This is a genomic window from Sinomicrobium soli, assembly GCF_003285545.1.
In the GTDB taxonomy this organism is placed as follows: domain Bacteria; phylum Bacteroidota; class Bacteroidia; order Flavobacteriales; family Flavobacteriaceae; genus Sinomicrobium.
Genome location: NZ_QLNV01000008.1, coordinates 238,672 through 256,417, shown reverse-complemented (window position 1 = coordinate 256,417; position 17,746 = coordinate 238,672). Strand labels below are relative to the sequence as shown.

Sequence of the window (17,746 nt, the reverse complement as noted above, 5' to 3'; positions counted from 1 at the left end):
TTAGACATCGTTCGTTTTGTGGTCAAAATTAGAACACTATACTATACCGGGAAAGATGTACTTAGACGGACGGATACTTAAAAATTCAGCGAATTGGAAGTGTTATTTCAATTCACTGTAAACCATTTCTCAATGCCATCTTCTTGGCTTCCACATTCATTTTATCCAAAGACCCGTATGCTTTTTTGTCCCATTTCAAGAGCAAAGGTATTTCCGTGTTCTTAACGCATCACAAAGGTCAGGCAAGTTTGGAAAATAATCTCCACCCTTTGGGTAGTATTTTTTTCCAAAACCTTGGAGCTGCTAAACACGAACCTTTTATGCTCGTGAAACGAAACATAGCATACTCCGGCTCTTTAAACGAATAAAAAAAATGTCAGACAGAAAGATTAAAAACATTGGAAATGGTAATGAAACGAAACAGCACCTCCTCTCATTGCCGAATAAATCTAAAAAATAATAACTAAAAATTAAAGAATATGAACATCACAGGAAGACTGACAAGGGATGCGGAAGTACGCACAACGTCACAGGAAAAACAAGTAGTAAACTTTTCGATAGCAACGAACGACAGCTACCGTAACAAACAGGGCGAACGCATAGAGCAAACTACCTATTTCGATTGCTCATACTGGATAAGCCCGAATGTAGCGAAGGTACTCACTAAAGGCACATTGGTAGAGCTGACAGGCAGGGTAAGTGCTAGGGCGTGGACAGGTAATGACGGAGAAGCACACGCAGGATTAAATTTCCATACCTCAAACATCAAACTGCACGGAGGGGGCAAGAAATCAGAAACCGCACAAACTACCACAGGAACAAGCAACAACAAGTCAGAGGACGACCTCCCATTTTAACAACGAATATTTCAAACATTTAAAATCATTTTATCATGGCACATAATATCAATTTCAACGAGAGAACAGGACGTTATTCATTCTTTAGCGTACAACAAAAAGCGTGGCACGGTTTAGGACAAATCGTGGAGCAATACCCTACAAGCGAGGAAGCTATCAAATATGCAGGGTTAGATTATGAAGTCGTAAAATCTCCATTGTTTACAAAAGGTTCGGACATTATGGAAACCACCAATGGCATAGAGATAGGCAGTACTGAATTAGAAGTGCCTAATTATTACGCTAACATTCGCACCGATAACAATAAAGTATTGGGAGTAGTCGGCAAGGATTACCACATTGTACAAAACCGTGAAGCCTTTAATTTCTTTGATGCTATTGTAGGCGGTGACGAGGGCATTCTGTACGAAACCGCAGGAGCATTAAGCAACGGAGAACGCATTTTCATCACAGCCAAACTGCCCGACTATATTCGTGTGGGTAATGGCGATGATGTTACGGAAAAGTACATTTTCTTAACCACTTCGCACGATGGTAGCGGAAGTATCACAGCCGCATTTACACCAATCCGTATTGTTTGCCAAAACACTTTAAACGCTTCATTACGCAATATGACCAATGTAGTCCGTATCAAGCACACTTCGGGAGCAAAACAACGCTACCAAAGGCACATTGTTCGGAGCGTATAATGCGGTTACTGGCTACTATCAGAACGTAAGAAAGTACAAAGACGATGAAGCCAAGTTACAGAGTATTGTACTACGTGGAACTGCTCAACTCAAGTCACAGAAAGCATTTGAATTGTGTAATGGCTTTGCATTAGACGGAGCAGAAATCTTTAATCTCAATTAAATAACAACAGGCTACCGCCTTAATGGTGGTAGCCTTACAAATTTCAGAACTATGAACGCAAATTTTTTCAATCAGATAGCATAGTTGGACTTTACAGGAGTTTTACAACTAAACATAGCCAAAGGAGCAGAAAGCAACCTAATTGTATCAGTAATACTCAACAACGAGCAATGCGGAGATAACGCCAAAAACCTCATTCCCCCATTGACATTTAACGCTACACCACAGGAGTTTGACGAGGGATTTTTTCAGCAGATAACCACGCCTATAAAAAAGGCTTCAGGCTTAATGGTGGATATGGAAGCATTTATGAAGCAATTGGAAGAAGCTAAAAAACAATCAGCAATGGAGAAAGAAAAAGCAGAGAAAGAGAAAAAAGATAAGGAAGCCAAGGACAAGAAGTATAAAGACGGTATGGCAAAGGCTGACGAACTGGAGAAAGATGGCAAATTCCGTGATGCGTGGATGAAAGTACCCGATATAACGGAGTTCCCCGAAAAAGCGGACGAAATCCGTAAACGCAAAACGGAATTATCGGAGAAGTTTTCAACGCCAAGCCTTTTCGGAGCAGAGTAAACCAATTGTTTAACACTTAAAACGAGCATCATGTTATTAGCAACGCAATTAGAAAGGGTATTTATACTCAACGATAAAGGACAACAAATTAAACTGACCGACCCCGAACCAAAATGGAGTGTGGAAGCTGTGATGAATTTCTATGCAAATTCTTATCCGATATTGACCACTGCCAAAGTATCTGCCCCTGTTATCCGTGACGATACAGTACAATACCGATTTGAGAGTGTAATGGGAACGAAAGGTTAAACCAAAAATCAAAAAAAAATGAATTATGCAACGCAATATCATATCGGGCATCATCAAAACCCCACAGCAACCGAAACAGAAGACTTTGCACAAACAGTTGGGCGAGTTCGCAGATTGGATGCAAAGACCAAAAAACGCAGACGAAATACGAAAAGACAAACTGAAATCCGTACCGATAGCGGTGCTACCAATGGTTTTCTAAAATATTCATTCCTGCCCAAACTGCAAGAAGCACAAACCGTACAGGCTTGTGGAAAACCCGAAAAGACGGAAAGGGATTTCTATCAGTCCCTTTCCAAATTGGCAGGGCATTACGGCATACAACCTATGCAGTCTAGGCAATACGGCTATCCCTATAATATCGCTTTGGCTTTGGATGATACAGAGGAACAGTTAAGAAAGAAGTTTCGTGATTGGGAAGAACTCCGTTTGATACAGGATAGCAAAAAAACGTATTTCGTAAGTGAAGAACGGTACAGTACAGGTGCAACCTTGTACTACATTCCCGTAATGCCGTTGTATCGACTATCCAAGCATCCCAATCGTAAGCAAGCCGTACAGCTATTGCAATCCGTGTGTGCGTACCTATACCACATTGCAGATGTTCCTTATTATCGGCAGGAAAACAGCTACTTGTATTGGATGTATGAAATGGTAACAGAATGGATCGTAAGCGATGACGAAAATGAGGACACGACAACGTATTTAAGCGAGGTTAGGCAATCAGAAGAGATAGGCGAACGTATGGAGCAGAAAATTTACAACAAGCACAATTTGAGCCGATTTGCAGTCCGTTTAAATTCCTTTAAAATCAAAGATAGCTTTGACCAAGATTGCTACAAACTGGCAAGTGAAGCCTTTGCCTTGTATGAACAATACCCGAATGCCACCATAAACCGAAATGCCCTGCCAAACGGAGAAGCAAGCGAAGAAGATATGGAAAATAGTATAGGGATGGAAAAGTACGTTTCGTTCTGTGCCGATGCAAAAGGTATTTTGTTTCAAACACTTTTTGACAGCGTGAACACCGAATTGCAGGAATACGGACAGATGGAAGAACCTACCATTGTGAAATGGTTTGATGGTAGTGATATTACTGCCAATACCCTTGAATTTGAAAACCGTGTTTTTGCTCTAATTGAGGAATTGATATACATACTAAATAGCTTTTAGATACTGCCAAATGAAAGATATAACACAAGACTTCGGAACGCTTTACCATCCTTTATCGGCTTTGATTTTTTACCAAACCAAAGGAAGTAATAGAACCACCTATGTAGAGCATTTTGATATGGATAAGAACGGTAATCCTATCAACGCCCATCCTTTGACAGAAAGAGAAGCCAAAGTATTGGCAAAAGCACTTAATACAGAAAAGGAAAAGAGCAAGTTTTTTTTAAAATCTAATGGTATTCTACCTACCAACGTCCTGCACATTAATCCGACTGAAAACGGCATGGTACTTTGGTACACCAAGGCACGAAAAGCCAAAATGTACTTTACTGAAAGCCTTGAAATACCAAATGGTACGGCACAAGTACCTGCAATGCTTTGGTATGCAAGTAAGCAGAGTCTAGTTGTCTTTGCCCTAGAAAAAGACCGCAGACCTACCGAGAAAACCGCATTGTTTCACGCTCCGTTTTTCAATGTTTACGAGGACGGACACGTATGTATGGGAACTGTAGATATCAATATCAAAAATTCCGCTTCGGTTGAAGAATTTATGCAAGCGTGGGAAAGCTACTTTTTTAACAGCTATTTCAGTCACTTGGTAAACGAACACAACCCCATAAAAGGAAATTGTGTAAGCCTTTGGAAAGACCTCATCGGCACAGACAAAGCCTTTCCTAAAGATGTATTGAAAAAGACAAACAAGACCATAAAAACGATATTGTAATGAGCAAAGAAATTTTAAAAGTCCATTTTACGGACAGCGATTTGATAAATCCTACCAATCCCATAACGGTAAACGTAATCGGTGCAGGTGGTACAGGCTCAAAAGTAATGACTGCCTTGCTTGAAATGAACCACAGCCTAAACGAGTTAGGACACGCAGGGTTGTTTATTCGTCTTTGGGATGATGATGTAATTACCCAAGCCAATTTAGGAAGACAGCGTTTTGCAGAAAGTGAGGTCGGTTTGTACAAATCCGTTGCTATCATTAACCGTATAAATCGCTTCTCAGGTACGAACTGGAAAGCAGAAGCAAGGAAATTTGAAAAAGACAATAACGGCAAATTTCCCGATAACGTCGGAGCAAGTATTTATATTTCCTGTGTAGATAGCGTAAAAGCAAGATTTGAAATTGCGGATATATTAAGTGAATTGAGCAACGGAAGAGCCTATTCCAACCGCCCACGCTATTGGTTAGACTTTGGCAACAGCAAACATACAGGGCAGGTTTTACTATCTACCATAGGAAAAATTCGCCAACCCAATTCAGAGAAATACGAAACGGTGGCAAGCCTGCCAATGGTTACGGATGAATTTGGCGAACTGCTTAAACAGTCCGAACTGGAAGACGATACACCGAGTTGTTCCCTTGCCGAAGCCTTGGAAAAACAGGACTTGTTTATCAATTCCTCATTGGTGCAGATGGGTTGTTCACTGTTATGGGGTATGTTTAGGAACGGTTTGACACCATACAGAGGTTTTTTTCACAACCTGAAAGATTTCCGAACCCACCCTATAAAAGTCGCCTGATTGGAAAATCGGGCGGCAAAAAGACACTCCCTCCCGATGGTCGGGGCAGTCTTTTTGCATCAAAGCGGTGCAACCCCTTTGCCAAAATGGGATACCCCCGCACCATTCCTTCCGACACATTTTACCAAACAGGTTGCGATATTATTTGAGGGATATTCATTATCCCTTTCGTTGTTTTAGGGAATTTCTTTTCTTACCACATTGGTGACCTAAGAAAAGAAGCAAAAGAACACCGCTTAATTGATTTGGATTAAACCACCATTGTAAATTCACTAAATTTGTTTTATTTTATTACAAAAGAATGGAAATCAATTTATGAGAATAGATAGATTCCAAAAAAAATAATTCACATATATGTTTGAAATTTTTGAAAAATATTTGCGAAGTTGGATTGACATATCTGATGAAGAATTGAATTCTATTCGCAAAGTTTCTATAGAAAAATCTATACGAAAATCACAGTCTATTCTTCATGATGGCGAAGTCTGGAAAATGAATTGCTTTATTGCCAAAGGATGCTTTAGATTATATCGGTTTGGAAAAGATGGTGTCGATCACACCATGCGTTTTGGAGTTGAGAATTGGTGGATGACCGATCAGGAAAGTTATAACAACAATACCCCATCACTCTATAATATTGAAGCGCTGGCAATCAGCCATATTATTATGTGGAAGAAAGAAGACTGGGAAGAACTTCTGTCGCAATTACCCAATCTAAAAAACTTTCAGGAAAGACTTTCAGCCAGAGCCTATGAAACTAGTCAACAGCGTATCTATTCATTGATTAGTAATTCCGCAGAGGAAAAATATATTGAATTCCAAAAAACCTACCCAAATGTTTTTAATAAAGTCCCACTACATATGGTTGCTTCTTACCTTGGGATGTCGCGGGAAACTTTGAGTAGAGTGAGGAAAGACTCAATAAAGAAATAGTAAAGACCTTGCAGTAAGCTACAAGGCTTTACTATTTTTACCGTGTTAGCTAAACTCCATTTCTACTAATTGATGGATAGCTAAAAAAAGAATATGTAATTTTAAATGTTAGGATGTAAATTGCTCACATCGCTAACGCTTTCAAGCAGTGAGGAAGTATACAGTATTGTTGATTCCGCTTGCCATGTTCCTACCAGCTGTATATTAATTGGCAAACCTTCTTTGCTCGTACCAAATCTCATTGAGATCCCAGGCAAACCGGTAACATTTAAAGGAACTGTAGCTCCTTGTAAATAAGTTGCATCCACTTTTTGTCCGTTAATTATAAATTCTTCTACGCCATGCTTATGAGCAGCAATTGGCAGCACATGGGTCAGTAGCAGATCATACTGATTAAAGTATTCAGCAAAACCATCTCTAATCCTATCTGCCGCCTGTTCAGCATCTATAAAATCCTTCATAGATGTATCCGGAAGTGAAAGCATCGCTTTGGCCATTTTATAAATCTCGTCATCACTTCTTCCTGCTGTAGCTTCTCTAAATGCATCTTTCATTTCCATCACATGAAGACGATTAAAGACATCTAATGCAAAGTCCTTCTCAAGTGCCGGTATTTGAACTGATTCTACCCGATGCCCTAGGTTTTGTAAGGCATTAGCAGCTGATTCAACAACTGAAATAACTTCGGGATCGACCGGACCAAAACCTGGACCGACCATCCAACCAATTCTTAACGGTCCGACTGGAGCTTTGCCAAATCCAGCATCAAATTGCCCCCTACTGCTTGAATAGGCATCATACCCGTCTGGTCCTGATAATACTGAGTAAGCAAGGGACAAATCACGGATGCTTCTTGCCATTGGTCCTACATGCCAGAATCTACGAGGCACACGAGGCCAAATACCCGTCATAGGAATACTACCGTGAGTAGCTTTTAGTGAAACAATTCCGGTTTGAGCAGCTGGTCCACGTACGGATATTGCAAGATCGGTACCCAATCCAAGGGGTGACATTCCAGCGGCAATTGCGGCTGATTCCCCTCCACTCGAGCCACCGGGAGTTCGTGTTAAATCCCACGGATTATTAGATCGGCCACTAAGTAAGTTATTGCTTTCAATCCAGTATGAAAATTCTGGAAGATTGGTCTTAGCAAGTAGAATTCCACCTGCTGCCTTCATTCTTGCAACGCTGATTGCATCCGTATTGGGTAAACGCCCTTTAAAGATCGGTGAACCTCTTTGAGTTAATATTTTTTCGGTATCTATTGAATCCTTTGCTGTGAAAGGTACACCATGCAGGGGTTTTAATTTCTCGCCTTTCATCACGGCTATCTCGGCTGCTTTAGCCTCTTTCATTGCTGTGTCTGCAATGGTTACGATGGCATTGACTGAGGAATCATATTTCTCAATTCGGTCTAAATGCGCCTGAACAACTTCAACGGGAGAAATTTTCTTACTGCGAATCATTTTTGCTAAGGCTGTTGCATCCTGATAGTAGATCGGCAGATTGTTATTGATTTTTGTGTCCATTATCTTTATCTCTTTATTAATTGCTTTAACAAAGTTGAAAAAAAAGGGACTTTGGGCACAAGGTCATAAGACGCTAATTCTCTGTGACCATTGTCACAACCGTTTTTAAGACTTTTCATTAGAATAAGTCTTCAACTCGTGTTTACAGCAAATAGTCTTATGAAGTTGTTTACTATTCCAATATTGAAGGACGAAATGGAACTATAAGAGAAAATAAAAATTAAAGATTTAAAAAAGCAATCTTAGGTATTACCAAAATATTCCTGTGCTATTTCCGCTACTCCCATACTAAAATATCTTTTGCCGTTGGAAACTCCCTCGATGGCCTTTATAAAATCATCTGCATCGCTACCAATAAGCAGATAACCTGTGAAACCAATCTCCAAAAGAGATTTCCCAACTCTCTCATCATCTATATCACTATGGGCAATTAGTTTTACTGTAGGATATTCAATCCTTAATTTTTGAAGCTGTGCTAACACACTTTGCTCATAAAAGTCCAAGTCAATAATACAGATTTGGGGAAGTTTATTCAATAAAAACAATTGAGATAGTCCATCCTCAATACTTTCTGACCGACATAGGATTTCCTTTCCGGATGAAACAAGGTCGTTGCAAATGACATCTAAAATTGGGCTTTTATCATTGATAAATGCAAGGGTAATTTTTTGTTGAGGTGTACCGGTTTCCATAACATCATACTTTTTAAAGTTGATGTAGCCCTGCACAAAAAAAGAAGCGCAGGCAACTACACTTACCGCACATTGAGGTACTGGTATACCCGACAACGAATAAGCGAGCGCCCACGCCTATGGCATGAGCGTTCTTCCTTATCGTCCCGTTGTCTAAAAATTACCAGTTTTCAATGTGGGACTTAAAGCAAAAACACTTTAAGTATTTCTATATTTTACATCGCAAAGATACTAAACTCGTTTCGATCTAGAAATATGATTGCCCAATCCATTACTTGTTCTTTTTTCCATTAAAGACATAGTTTTGTTCAAGTATCCGTAAAAGGTCGGTTTGCTTAAAAATGATTTTACCGCCTATCTGGATGTATGGGAGTATTTGGTCATCACGATATTGCTGTAAAGTCCGTCTGCTGATATGTAACAGCTTGCATACGTCTTCGCCCGAAAGATATATTTCACCGTTCATTACAGGACGGTAGTTTTTCAATATTTCTTCGATACGGTTTCTTAACTGTAATATCATCTCCTTTTGTTCGATGACTTCCTCGGCTTCATTGGTTAGTAAATCCATTATCATTGGTATTGTACGGCAGTCCGGTTTCGAGCAAAGCCCGTACGTCCGATAGTTTGTAATAATTCTTGCGGTTCAGTTTGGAATATGGCAATAACCCTTTATCCTTGTAAGTCTGCAAAGTCCGTTTGGTAATTTTCATCATCAAACAGACTTCCTGGTTATCGAGCCATTGCTCTTCTTTGAAAATCGGGGTATATTTCCGTGTGGCATTTTCGGTCAGTTCCAAAAGTGTTTTCAGCTCATTTTTCATTCCGTCCAGTATGGACTTTTGTATTGCGATTACTTCCATTGTTTGCTCTATTTTGCTATGGAAGTCGAATTTATAAAGGCTTATTACAGGGTTGGAAAACGTAGTAGGATTTGGCTTTGAGAGGCAGTGTTTGGCGGTTTACTTTTGCCATAAACAAAAAATCGAATAACCCAAAGGCTATCCGATTTTAAAGTTTATTACTTGAAATTTATTTACTGATACTTTTCCTGATTCTGCTTAACGAGGTTGCTGTAATTCCTAAGTAAGAAGCGATATAAATAAGCGGTATCCTATTTGCTAGCTTGGGGAAGTTTTTCAAGAAATCCAAATATCGGGTTTTGGCATCGGTATTCAACTTTGGCTGCACTAAGTTAACTTTATCCAGCAAGGTTTTTATCGTGATTTTATTGATGATTTTATCCCAGTCAATAATTGTGGTGGACAACTCTTTTAACCCATCATACGAGAATGAAATTAGCGTACAATCCGTAACTGCCCGTATGTAAATCATAGAAGTGATTTTATTGTTGAAACTTTCCAGGTCCACAACAAAATGGTTTTCATCTACAAAATGATGGACGATTTCTTCGCCCTTATTATTATAGTAACAAATCATCAAAACGCCTTCTTGCACAAAGGCGATTTGCCGGGCAATTTTTCCTGCTTCTGAAAAATACTCGCCTTTTGGCAAAAGTTTTTCTTCCGCTTTAGCCTTAACCAAATCAATTTGATTTTGATTCAATTGCCCGAATTGCAATAAATAGCTAATCAGTTCTTCCATAATTCCTTATTCAAAAAAAAGTTTTTTCGTATCACCCATTACGGATTCCAAACCTTCTTTCTTTAGCCGTTCATATTTCTGTATAGCGTCATTCCCTGCAAAGTAACATAATTGCTTTTTATCATCTGTAACTGCATCGTAAACAACATTTGCGATGTCTTCTGGTTTATCAGCAACCGAATCTGCATCGGACATTAACTTGCCTATATAATTATTGAAATCTGCCTGATAATCCGGTTCAAAAGCCATATCGGCATTGCCTAAGAAGGATGTTTGCATAGAACTTGGAACGATTGTCTTAATAGAAATACCAACTTTCTCCAGTTCAAAACTCATACTTGCCGTCCACATTTCCAAAGCTGCCTTGGTTGCTCCATAAACAGCTATAAAAGGCTCAGGAATATAAGCAGCAATAGAACTCGTTGAAATAATAATGCCATTTTTTCTTTTCTTGAAATAAGGAAGAAATGCTTTGGTGACAAGAATTGTTCCTAAAAAATTCGTGTTTATCTGTCGTTCGATTTGTTCGGCAGATGTAGCTTCCAAGTCGCCTCCAAGCGCATACCCGGCATTGTTATACAATACATCCACCGAACTTATCTGTTCTGCTTTTGTAGTAACATCTTTGATTTGATTTGTGTTACAGATGTCCAATTGCAAAAGATGTACATTTGGCAATTGAGAAAGTTCCGTTTCTTTTTCTGGATTTCGCAGCGTGGCAATGACGGTCCATCCTTTTGCTGCAAATAATTTGGCAGTTGCTTTTCCTAATCCTGAAGAGGCTCCTGTAATAAAGATTGTCTTGTTCATTTTTTCATTTTTAATTTCTGCTACAAAGGTCAAGCCTTTAAAATATCCAGGACTTGCCATTTGGCAAGAAGTAGTTTAGCAGATAAGTCAATAAATCGGACTTTTGTATGGTAATAACTTCCACAGTCTGCTTATTTTTTCTTGCAGGTTGAATTTATCAAGGCTTTTATACAGAGGATAGGAAATATTGTAGCCATTGGCTTTGAAAGGTAGTATTTGGCGGTTTACTTTTGCCATAAACAAAAAATCAGATAACCTTTTGGGCTATCCTATTTACTTAATGATTACGGAAAATTGTGTCAGCGTTGTGTAGGCTGTTCCGTTTTTACTTCTTGTCGTTGTTTATCTTTTTTCTCACGGGAATAAACCCATAAAGACAATAGCCCGAAGATAATCAGTGCATAAGCTACCCATTTGCCAACCTTTTCAATCAATTTAATGAAAACCGAACTTTCGTAAGAAGAAAAGCCCTCTGCTCCCATAGGGCTGCGCCTGTAAAACTTTCTTCGGTTAACCCAGTAACGAAGTGCCAAGCCTGCAACCAAAAATATTATCCCTATAACCAATGATGAAACCATAACAAATCACTTAACATCCATCTTATAAATTTACAAAAATTTAGCTTCGATCACTCCAAAAAAGAAATCCTGCTTTGTGGCAGGACTTCTTTTTGCTACTATTCTAATCACTACTATTAAATTGAAAACTTATCTGCTTTTCATTTCCAAAGCTATCCGAAATCCAAACATCAAATGATTGTGAAACGGAAGACGTTGAAGTGTAGTACAGACGAAACTGCTCCGTTGGTAATTGGTACTGGTCATTGGGAAGGTACGGCGGTTCTGGAATTACAACAAAAAAGTGGAGACATTTTTTGGTATTTAGGTTAGGTTGATTTTTCCTAACACTATAATCCTAAGCCGCCTCACTTGACAGCAATTTTTCATACTGAGCTGGTGTTAAATAACCTAGTGCTGAATGGAGCCTTTTCCTGTTATACCAACTTTCAATATATTCGAATACAGCTACTGATGCCTGTCGTGTGTCAAGATATTCATGATGGTATGTCCATTCGGATTTCATCGATTTGAAAAAGCTTTCCATCGGAGCGTTGTCCCAGCAATTGCCTTTACGGCTCATGCTCTGCAGGACCGAATATTTCTTCAGTAGAGCCTTGAATTCATCACATGCGTATTGTACACCACGATCTGAATGGAACAGAAAACTTCCGTTTGGTTTACGGTTTGCCAGCGCCATTTTAAAAGCGGGTATTACCGTTTGACCGGCCTTCATGCCATCACTCAACGACCACCCGATGATTTTCCTATCGGCAAGGTCCATCACCGTAGTAAGGTACAGCCATCCCTGCCGGGTTGTGATATAGGTCATGTCGCTTACCCATTTCCTGCCGATTTCCTGGGTGCTGAAATCCCTGTCAAGGTGATTTTTACATATACGGTAACCGTGTGATGAATCAGTTGTGCATATCCGGTATTTTTTTCTGGTGATACTTTTCAGCCCTATCTTTCTCATCAATCTGGCTACTCTGGGCTGTGATACATGGACGCCATGGTTCACCAGATGTCTTGTTATCCTTGGGCTGCCATAGATGCCCCGGCTTTCATCATAAACCTGCCGTATCTTACCCGTTAGTGCTTCATTTTCCATCACCCGCTTTGATAATGGGCGCTTTACCCATTTATAATAACCGCTACTGCTTACCAGTAGCATTTTACACATCTTCTCAACTGGATACCTGTTCAGGTTGGAGGCTATGAACCTGAACCGTTCCAATCTCCCTTGGAGAAGATGCTGACCGCCTTTTTTAGGATGTCGCGCTCTATTCTGGCTTCTTTCAGCTCTTTTTCAAGACGGCGTATCTTCTGCTCCTCTTCGCTAAGCCCGGGCTTATCTATTACAATATGCCCCCCATTATAGCGGGGATCGTTCCGCCACTTACTGAGTAAACTCGGATCCATTTCCAGTTCCTCTGCCGCTGCTTTTACCGAGCCTTTTGCCGTCGAAAGCTCTACAGCCATTTTTTTGAAATGTTCATCAAACATTCGATTTCCCATAGTAAACAAATTTAATTATTCATCTTTAAATCTGTCTCCACTCAAATGTACTAACTCCATTCCAGCGTAACCTTAATAGGATTGGACGTTACCGATACCGTAAAAAGCCAGGAAACAATAGCTGAAATTTTAAAATCGAATTCAGTTGATGTGGTCCTGAACAATGCCGGTTACGGCCTTATTGGACCTTTGGAATCCTTCACAGCGGAACAGATACAGATGCAGATCCAGACTAATTTAATGGGTGTTATTCAAATTACGCAAGCATTTGTTCCTTATTTCAGGGAAAGAAAAAGCGGGACGTTCATAAATGTCACCAGTACTTTCGGCTTATTGGGATACCCGACGTGCTCTGTTTACAACGCCAGCAAGTTTGCGGTAGATGGATTTTCAGAAGGCCTGGCCTACGAACTGGCGCAGTTTGGCATCAAGGTAAAAGTCGTAGCGCCCGGAGGTATGCAGACCGACTTCGCAGGACGGTCCCTGCAAGGAGGTATGCATGAGGCATACGGCCAGTTGGTAGCAAAGGTAAGCGAAGGTTACAGTGAGGAGCAGATCGCCAATTATACTAAAGCAGAGGATGTGGCGCAAATCATATATGATGCGGCGACCGATGGGAAGCCCCAGCTCAGGTATATTGCAGGTAATGATGCAATCGCCCTGTACAAAGAGCGTCTGGAATTGACACCCGAAGGACAGTTTGAAAAGATCCGCGCCCAGTTTATATTTTAATTATGGTAATTCCTGTTTGACGGATTTTAGCCAACCAGGAATTACTTTTTATGAATTATTTAAATTTGTATGATGAAAAAGCAACCGGTCATATTTAATTCCTTATCCCAACTGCATAAAGCAATGGGACAGCCGGCTCCATCCCATCCCCTGATCAGCATCATGAATTACGGGGAGGCCCGGTTCGATCCCAAAGATTTTGAACAGGGTATTATCCTGAAATTTTATAAGATCTCTTTCAAGACAAGTTTTTCCGGTAGGCTTAAATATGGCCAGGGCTACTACGATTTTGAAGAAGGCGGAATGTCATTCATCGCTCCCGGCCAGCTTATCAGGATGCAGGACGAAGAAGCCAATTATGACGGCATGACACTGCACATACATCCTGATTTCCTCAGGACCTATCCGTTGAGTTCGGGTATCAGGCATTACGGCTATTTTAGCTATTCAGCAGCAGAGGCGCTATATCTTTCCGAAAAAGAAAAAGCAACCATTCTCAGTATCTACCGGTTCATCCAGGAGGAACTCAGCGAACGCACCGATAAATTCAGCCAGGATGTGATCATTTCACAGATCGAGGTACTGCTCAATTATGCCAACCGCTTTTATGACCGCCAGTTCCTGACCAGAAAGGCTGTCAATAATGATCTTCTTACCAGGCTGGAACAGCTGCTGGAAGACTACTTTAATGATGACAAATCATTGTTTACTGGACTACCTAGCGTAAATGCTTTGGCGGAGAGCCTCCAAGTGACACCACGCTACCTTAGCGATCTTTTGCGAAATCTCGTTGGATTGAGCGCGCAACAGTTCATCCACGAAAAGGTCATAGAAAAGTCAAAAGAGTACCTTGCAAAAGATGAGCTGACCATAGCCGAAATTGCGTATCACCTGGGATTTGAACATCCCCAGTCTTTCAACAAACTGTTTAAAAGCAAAACTTCCTTTTCACCATCCGACTATAAGAAATCGTTATTGAACTAACGTATCGCCCCTGTTTTCCTGTATTTGGTTACATTAATCGGTGATTGGGCAACACTACCCTGTAATGGCTCCTTTAATTTTGTTCATTATTCATCAAATAAATTTCATGATATGGACATAACACTTACGGGTTCCCTGGGAAATATAAGCAGGCTATTGGCCGAGCAGCTAATCCGGGAAGGGCACCGCGTGACGATCATCAGCAGCGATCCGCGTAAAGCGGAAACCATCGTGCAAATTGGAGCCGAACCGGAAATCGGTAACCTTTCTGACACCGGTTTTCTGACACATACCTTTAAAGGGGCTGACGCTGTTTTTGCCATGGTACCGACAGATATGACGAGCAGGGATATCAATTCGGATATTTTGAAAATCGGACAGGCCTATAATGCCGCCATAGGTGCAGCAAAGGTGAAACGCGTTGTGCTGCTCAGCAGCATCGGTGCTGACCAGCCATCGGGTACGGGTCCGGTTAAAGCACTGCACCAGGTCGAGCACCTGTTCCTGGGAATGGAAGATGTTACTGTTACCATCCTAAGGGCAGGATTTTTTTACTATAATTATTTTCGTGATATACCTACTATTCGCCAGATGGGTATTATAGGGGGCAATTATCCGGGCGATACCATCCTGCCGCTCGTACATCCAAAGGATATTGCCGATTCCGCCGCTGAATCCCTTACCGGCACAGACAATGGACAGCAGGTAAAATATATCGTAAGCGACATTTACCAGGCTGGAGAAGCCGCTTCGCTGCTTGGGGCATCGATTGGCAAAGATGATCTTCAATGGACTGCTTTTACCGATCAACAGGTTCGTGAAGCGATTACCAGCGCCGGGTTATCTGATTCCGTAGCAGATGGTTATGCAGAAATGGGTTCCGCCATAGGCTCGGGCCTCATGAGCAGAGATTTCTTTGCTTCAGGGGCACCGGTGGACGGTGAGCGAAAATTCACTGCATATGTGACGGAATTTTCGACAACATATAACGCTTCATAAAAAGGGATAATGCATCTATAGCCTGATAGTAAGACTTGCTCGCAAAGGGATTGAAGGGCATTATATCAGCAATCAATATAAAATCAAAGTCAGATGAAAACAAGAAAATTAGGAACGCAGGGATTGGAGATCCCATTGATAGGCCTGGGCTGCATGGGAATGAGCACGTCCGTTGGCTTTAATACTTATGGTAAGGCAGACGAAAAAGAATCGATAGCAACCATACACCGCTCGCTTGAACTGGGAGGCAACTTCCTGGATACCGCAGATCTGTACGGTCCTCTTCTTAATGAGCGCCTGGTAGGGAATGCAATTAAAGGCAGCAGGGATAAATATATCATTGCAACAAAGTTCGGATTCGAGATCGACAGCAACGATCAGGTTACCTGGCGCATCAATGGCAGACCGGATTATGTGAAAAAAGCAGTGGAACGGTCGCTGAAAAACTTACAGACGGACGTGATCGACCTGTATTACCTTCACCGCCCCGATCCGGAGGTTGCCATTGAAGAAACCATCGGTGCAATGGCAGAGCTGGTAAAGGAAGGCAAAATCAAGTATATTGGTATTTCCGAAGTGACAGATGAACTCATACGAAGGGCAAATAAGACCTTTCCCATCACGGCTGTCCAAAATGAATATTCCCTCTTTGAACGAACTGCCGAAGAAGATGGCGTATACCAGGCTACCTGGGAACTCGGTATAGGACTGGTAGCCTATTCGCCACTTGGAAGGGGATTTCTGACCGGGCAGATCAAAACGCCCGACGATTTTGATGCGGATGATTTCAGAAGGTCCATACCCCGCTTCCAGGGGGAACAGTTTTACAAGAATATAGAACTGGTCGAGGAACTGAAAAAAATAGCTGCGGAAAAAGGGATCACCGAAACGCAGTTATCGATTGCCTGGGTGATTGCCAAAGGCGTAACACCGATACCGGGTACAAAAAGGGTGAAATATATCGAGCAGAATATTGCAGCAGCAGAGGTTTCACTCAGCAGGGAGGACATGGGCCGTATCGAGCGTATTATCCCGCTGGGCACCAATACCGGCGACCGCAATATTTCACAGTCCTTCTAAGCGTATTAAAAGTAGTGTACCCCAGCAGTTAAAACTACAATCGCTGCTGTTTAAAATTATTAAAAATGAAAAAGACAAAATTAGGAAGCCAGGGCCTTGAAGTGCCGGTTCTGGGACTGGGCTGCATGAACCTAGCCGGAAGTGATAAACAATTTATCTATGGTAAAGCGGACCAGCAGGAAAGCATAGCGCTTATCCAAAGATCAATTGAACTTGGAGTCAATTTTCTGGACTCGGCGGATATCTATGGTCCTCATCTAAGTGAACGGCTGATAGCCAAAGCTGTCGCAGGCCAACGTGACCGGGTAATCATCGCCACCAAGTTCGGATTTGAGATAAATGACCAGGAGCAAATGACCGGAAGGCGAAATGGCACCAAAGCCTACGCCAGGCTGGCACTGGAGCGCTCACTTAAAAACCTGCAAACGGACTATATCGACCTGTATTACCTTCACCGCCTGGATCCCGACACGCCGATTGAAGAAACCATAGAGGCGATGGCAGATATGGTTCAGGAAGGGAAAGTGCGTTACATCGGCCTTTCCGAGGTAACAAAGGAGACCATCAGGCGTGCCCATGCGATCCACCCCATCACGGCGCTTCAGACAGAATATTCGTTATTTGAGCGGACCCTGGATGAGGACGGTACCACGGAGGTCTTAAAGGAACTGGGCATCGGGCTCGTCCCGTATTCTCCCTTGGGCAGGGGTTTTATCACCGGTGAGCTGAAAAGCCCGGAAGATTTCCCACAGGAAGACCCACGCAGGAACTATCCGCGCTTCCAGGGGGAGAATTTTATGAAGAACCTCGAACTGGTCGACCAGCTGGCGGCAATGGCAGCTGAAAAGAGTGCGACCACGGCCCAGCTGGCACTGGCTTGGAGTATTGCCAAAGGACATGTGCCCATTCCCGGTACCCGGAAGTTGAAATATCTCGAACAGAATATTGGCGCAGCAGCTATTGAACTGAGCGCCGCGGAAATAGTACGCCTCGAATCGATCCTTCCCCTGGGGACTACCCAGAGCGGCAATAGACAAACTATGTAATAGCACCATTATGCTAGGGAAATC

Annotated in this window: 21 protein-coding genes and 2 pseudogenes; 13 read left to right on the top strand and 10 right to left on the bottom strand. The window is 41.7% G+C overall.

The window, feature by feature from the left end:
- Positions 1–479 precede the first annotated feature (479 nt).
- The 8 genes and pseudogenes from DN748_RS12710 (at position 480) to DN748_RS12675 (ending at position 6,170) form a co-directional block, all read left to right on the top strand.
- A complete protein-coding gene (locus DN748_RS12710) occupies positions 480–857 on the top strand; it encodes a single-stranded DNA-binding protein (RefSeq protein WP_112372187.1) in 378 nt (125 codons plus the stop codon).
- Between the two features lie 35 nt (positions 858–892).
- Positions 893–1,709, top strand: a pseudogene (locus DN748_RS12705) (DUF932 domain-containing protein).
- Between the two features lie 84 nt (positions 1,710–1,793).
- Positions 1,794–2,285: a PRTRC system protein E gene (locus tag DN748_RS12700; RefSeq protein ID WP_236636858.1), complete on the top strand. Its 492-nt coding sequence runs from the start codon at positions 1,794–1,796 to the stop codon at positions 2,283–2,285.
- 30 nt (positions 2,286–2,315) lie between these two features.
- Positions 2,316–2,534, top strand: coding sequence for a PRTRC system protein C (locus DN748_RS12695; protein WP_013406998.1), 219 nt, complete (start codon positions 2,316–2,318; stop codon positions 2,532–2,534).
- Positions 2,535–2,552: 18 nt separating this feature from the next.
- Positions 2,553–3,707, top strand: a complete 1,155-nt coding sequence (locus DN748_RS12690; protein ID WP_112372186.1) for a hypothetical protein — start codon at positions 2,553–2,555, stop codon at positions 3,705–3,707.
- Positions 3,708–3,717: 10 nt separating this feature from the next.
- Complete coding sequence (locus tag DN748_RS12685; protein ID WP_112372185.1) at positions 3,718–4,431, top strand: PRTRC system protein B; 714 nt, start codon at positions 3,718–3,720, stop codon at positions 4,429–4,431.
- On the top strand, positions 4,431–5,237 hold the full coding sequence (locus tag DN748_RS12680; RefSeq protein ID WP_047478792.1) for a PRTRC system ThiF family protein: 807 nt from the start codon (positions 4,431–4,433) through the stop codon (positions 5,235–5,237). The genes DN748_RS12685 and DN748_RS12680 overlap by 1 nt, the downstream gene beginning before the upstream one ends.
- Before the next feature lie 354 nt (positions 5,238–5,591).
- Positions 5,592–6,170 carry a Crp/Fnr family transcriptional regulator gene (locus DN748_RS12675; RefSeq protein ID WP_047478795.1) on the top strand — a complete coding sequence of 193 codons (579 nt, stop codon included), beginning with the start codon at positions 5,592–5,594 and terminating at the stop codon, positions 6,168–6,170.
- Between the two features lie 101 nt (positions 6,171–6,271).
- Here DN748_RS12675 and DN748_RS12670 read toward each other — a convergent pair whose 3' ends face one another.
- From DN748_RS12670 to DN748_RS12625, 10 genes and pseudogenes are all read right to left on the bottom strand, one after another.
- Positions 6,272–7,699: an amidase gene (locus DN748_RS12670; RefSeq protein ID WP_112372184.1), complete on the bottom strand. Its 1,428-nt coding sequence runs from the start codon at positions 7,697–7,699 to the stop codon at positions 6,272–6,274.
- Positions 7,700–7,941: 242 nt separating this feature from the next.
- The gene (locus DN748_RS12665; protein ID WP_047478799.1) at positions 7,942–8,391 is read right to left on the bottom strand and encodes a response regulator; all 450 of its coding nucleotides are present in this window, start codon (positions 8,389–8,391) and stop codon (positions 7,942–7,944) included.
- A 271-nt stretch (positions 8,392–8,662) separates the two neighbouring features.
- Positions 8,663–8,962: a helix-turn-helix domain-containing protein gene (locus tag DN748_RS12660; RefSeq protein ID WP_047479063.1), complete on the bottom strand. Its 300-nt coding sequence runs from the start codon at positions 8,960–8,962 to the stop codon at positions 8,663–8,665.
- Positions 8,943–9,254: a helix-turn-helix domain-containing protein gene (locus tag DN748_RS12655; protein ID WP_047478801.1), complete on the bottom strand. Its 312-nt coding sequence runs from the start codon at positions 9,252–9,254 to the stop codon at positions 8,943–8,945. The genes DN748_RS12660 and DN748_RS12655 overlap by 20 nt, the downstream gene beginning before the upstream one ends.
- A 169-nt stretch (positions 9,255–9,423) precedes the next feature.
- The gene (locus DN748_RS12650) at positions 9,424–9,996 is read right to left on the bottom strand and encodes a Crp/Fnr family transcriptional regulator (protein ID WP_112372183.1); all 573 of its coding nucleotides are present in this window, start codon (positions 9,994–9,996) and stop codon (positions 9,424–9,426) included.
- Positions 9,997–10,002: 6 nt separating this feature from the next.
- Positions 10,003–10,866, bottom strand: coding sequence for an SDR family oxidoreductase (locus tag DN748_RS12645; protein ID WP_236636857.1), 864 nt, complete (start codon positions 10,864–10,866; stop codon positions 10,003–10,005).
- Between the two features lie 239 nt (positions 10,867–11,105).
- Positions 11,106–11,384: a hypothetical protein gene (locus tag DN748_RS12640; protein ID WP_047478806.1), complete on the bottom strand. Its 279-nt coding sequence runs from the start codon at positions 11,382–11,384 to the stop codon at positions 11,106–11,108.
- 103 nt (positions 11,385–11,487) lie between these two features.
- Positions 11,488–11,643: pseudogene (locus tag DN748_RS12635) on the bottom strand (TraQ conjugal transfer family protein); the annotation flags it as partial.
- Positions 11,644–11,721: 78 nt separating this feature from the next.
- On the bottom strand, positions 11,722–12,600 hold the full coding sequence (locus DN748_RS12630; protein ID WP_112372182.1) for an IS3 family transposase: 879 nt from the start codon (positions 12,598–12,600) through the stop codon (positions 11,722–11,724).
- Entirely contained in the window at positions 12,579–12,881 is a 303-nt protein-coding gene (locus DN748_RS12625; RefSeq protein WP_112372181.1) for a transposase, read from the bottom strand. The genes DN748_RS12630 and DN748_RS12625 overlap by 22 nt, the downstream gene beginning before the upstream one ends.
- A 75-nt stretch (positions 12,882–12,956) precedes the next feature.
- On the opposite strand from DN748_RS12625, the gene DN748_RS12620 reads away from it, so the two are divergent.
- The 5 genes from DN748_RS12620 (at position 12,957) to DN748_RS12600 (ending at position 17,722) form a co-directional block, all read left to right on the top strand.
- Positions 12,957–13,613 carry an SDR family NAD(P)-dependent oxidoreductase gene (locus DN748_RS12620; RefSeq protein WP_112372180.1) on the top strand — a complete coding sequence of 219 codons (657 nt, stop codon included), beginning with the start codon at positions 12,957–12,959 and terminating at the stop codon, positions 13,611–13,613.
- 123 nt (positions 13,614–13,736) lie between these two features.
- Complete coding sequence (locus tag DN748_RS12615) at positions 13,737–14,597, top strand: helix-turn-helix domain-containing protein (protein ID WP_236636855.1); 861 nt, start codon at positions 13,737–13,739, stop codon at positions 14,595–14,597.
- A gap of 111 nt (positions 14,598–14,708) precedes the next feature.
- Positions 14,709–15,596 (top strand): NAD(P)H-binding protein, encoded by an 888-nt coding sequence (locus DN748_RS12610; RefSeq protein ID WP_112372178.1) that lies wholly within the window; start codon positions 14,709–14,711, stop codon positions 15,594–15,596.
- A 93-nt stretch (positions 15,597–15,689) separates the two neighbouring features.
- Positions 15,690–16,676, top strand: a complete 987-nt coding sequence (locus DN748_RS12605) for an aldo/keto reductase (RefSeq protein WP_112372177.1) — start codon at positions 15,690–15,692, stop codon at positions 16,674–16,676.
- Positions 16,677–16,741: 65 nt separating this feature from the next.
- Positions 16,742–17,722: an aldo/keto reductase gene (locus DN748_RS12600; RefSeq protein WP_112372176.1), complete on the top strand. Its 981-nt coding sequence runs from the start codon at positions 16,742–16,744 to the stop codon at positions 17,720–17,722.
- Positions 17,723–17,746: the final 24 nt, after the last annotated feature.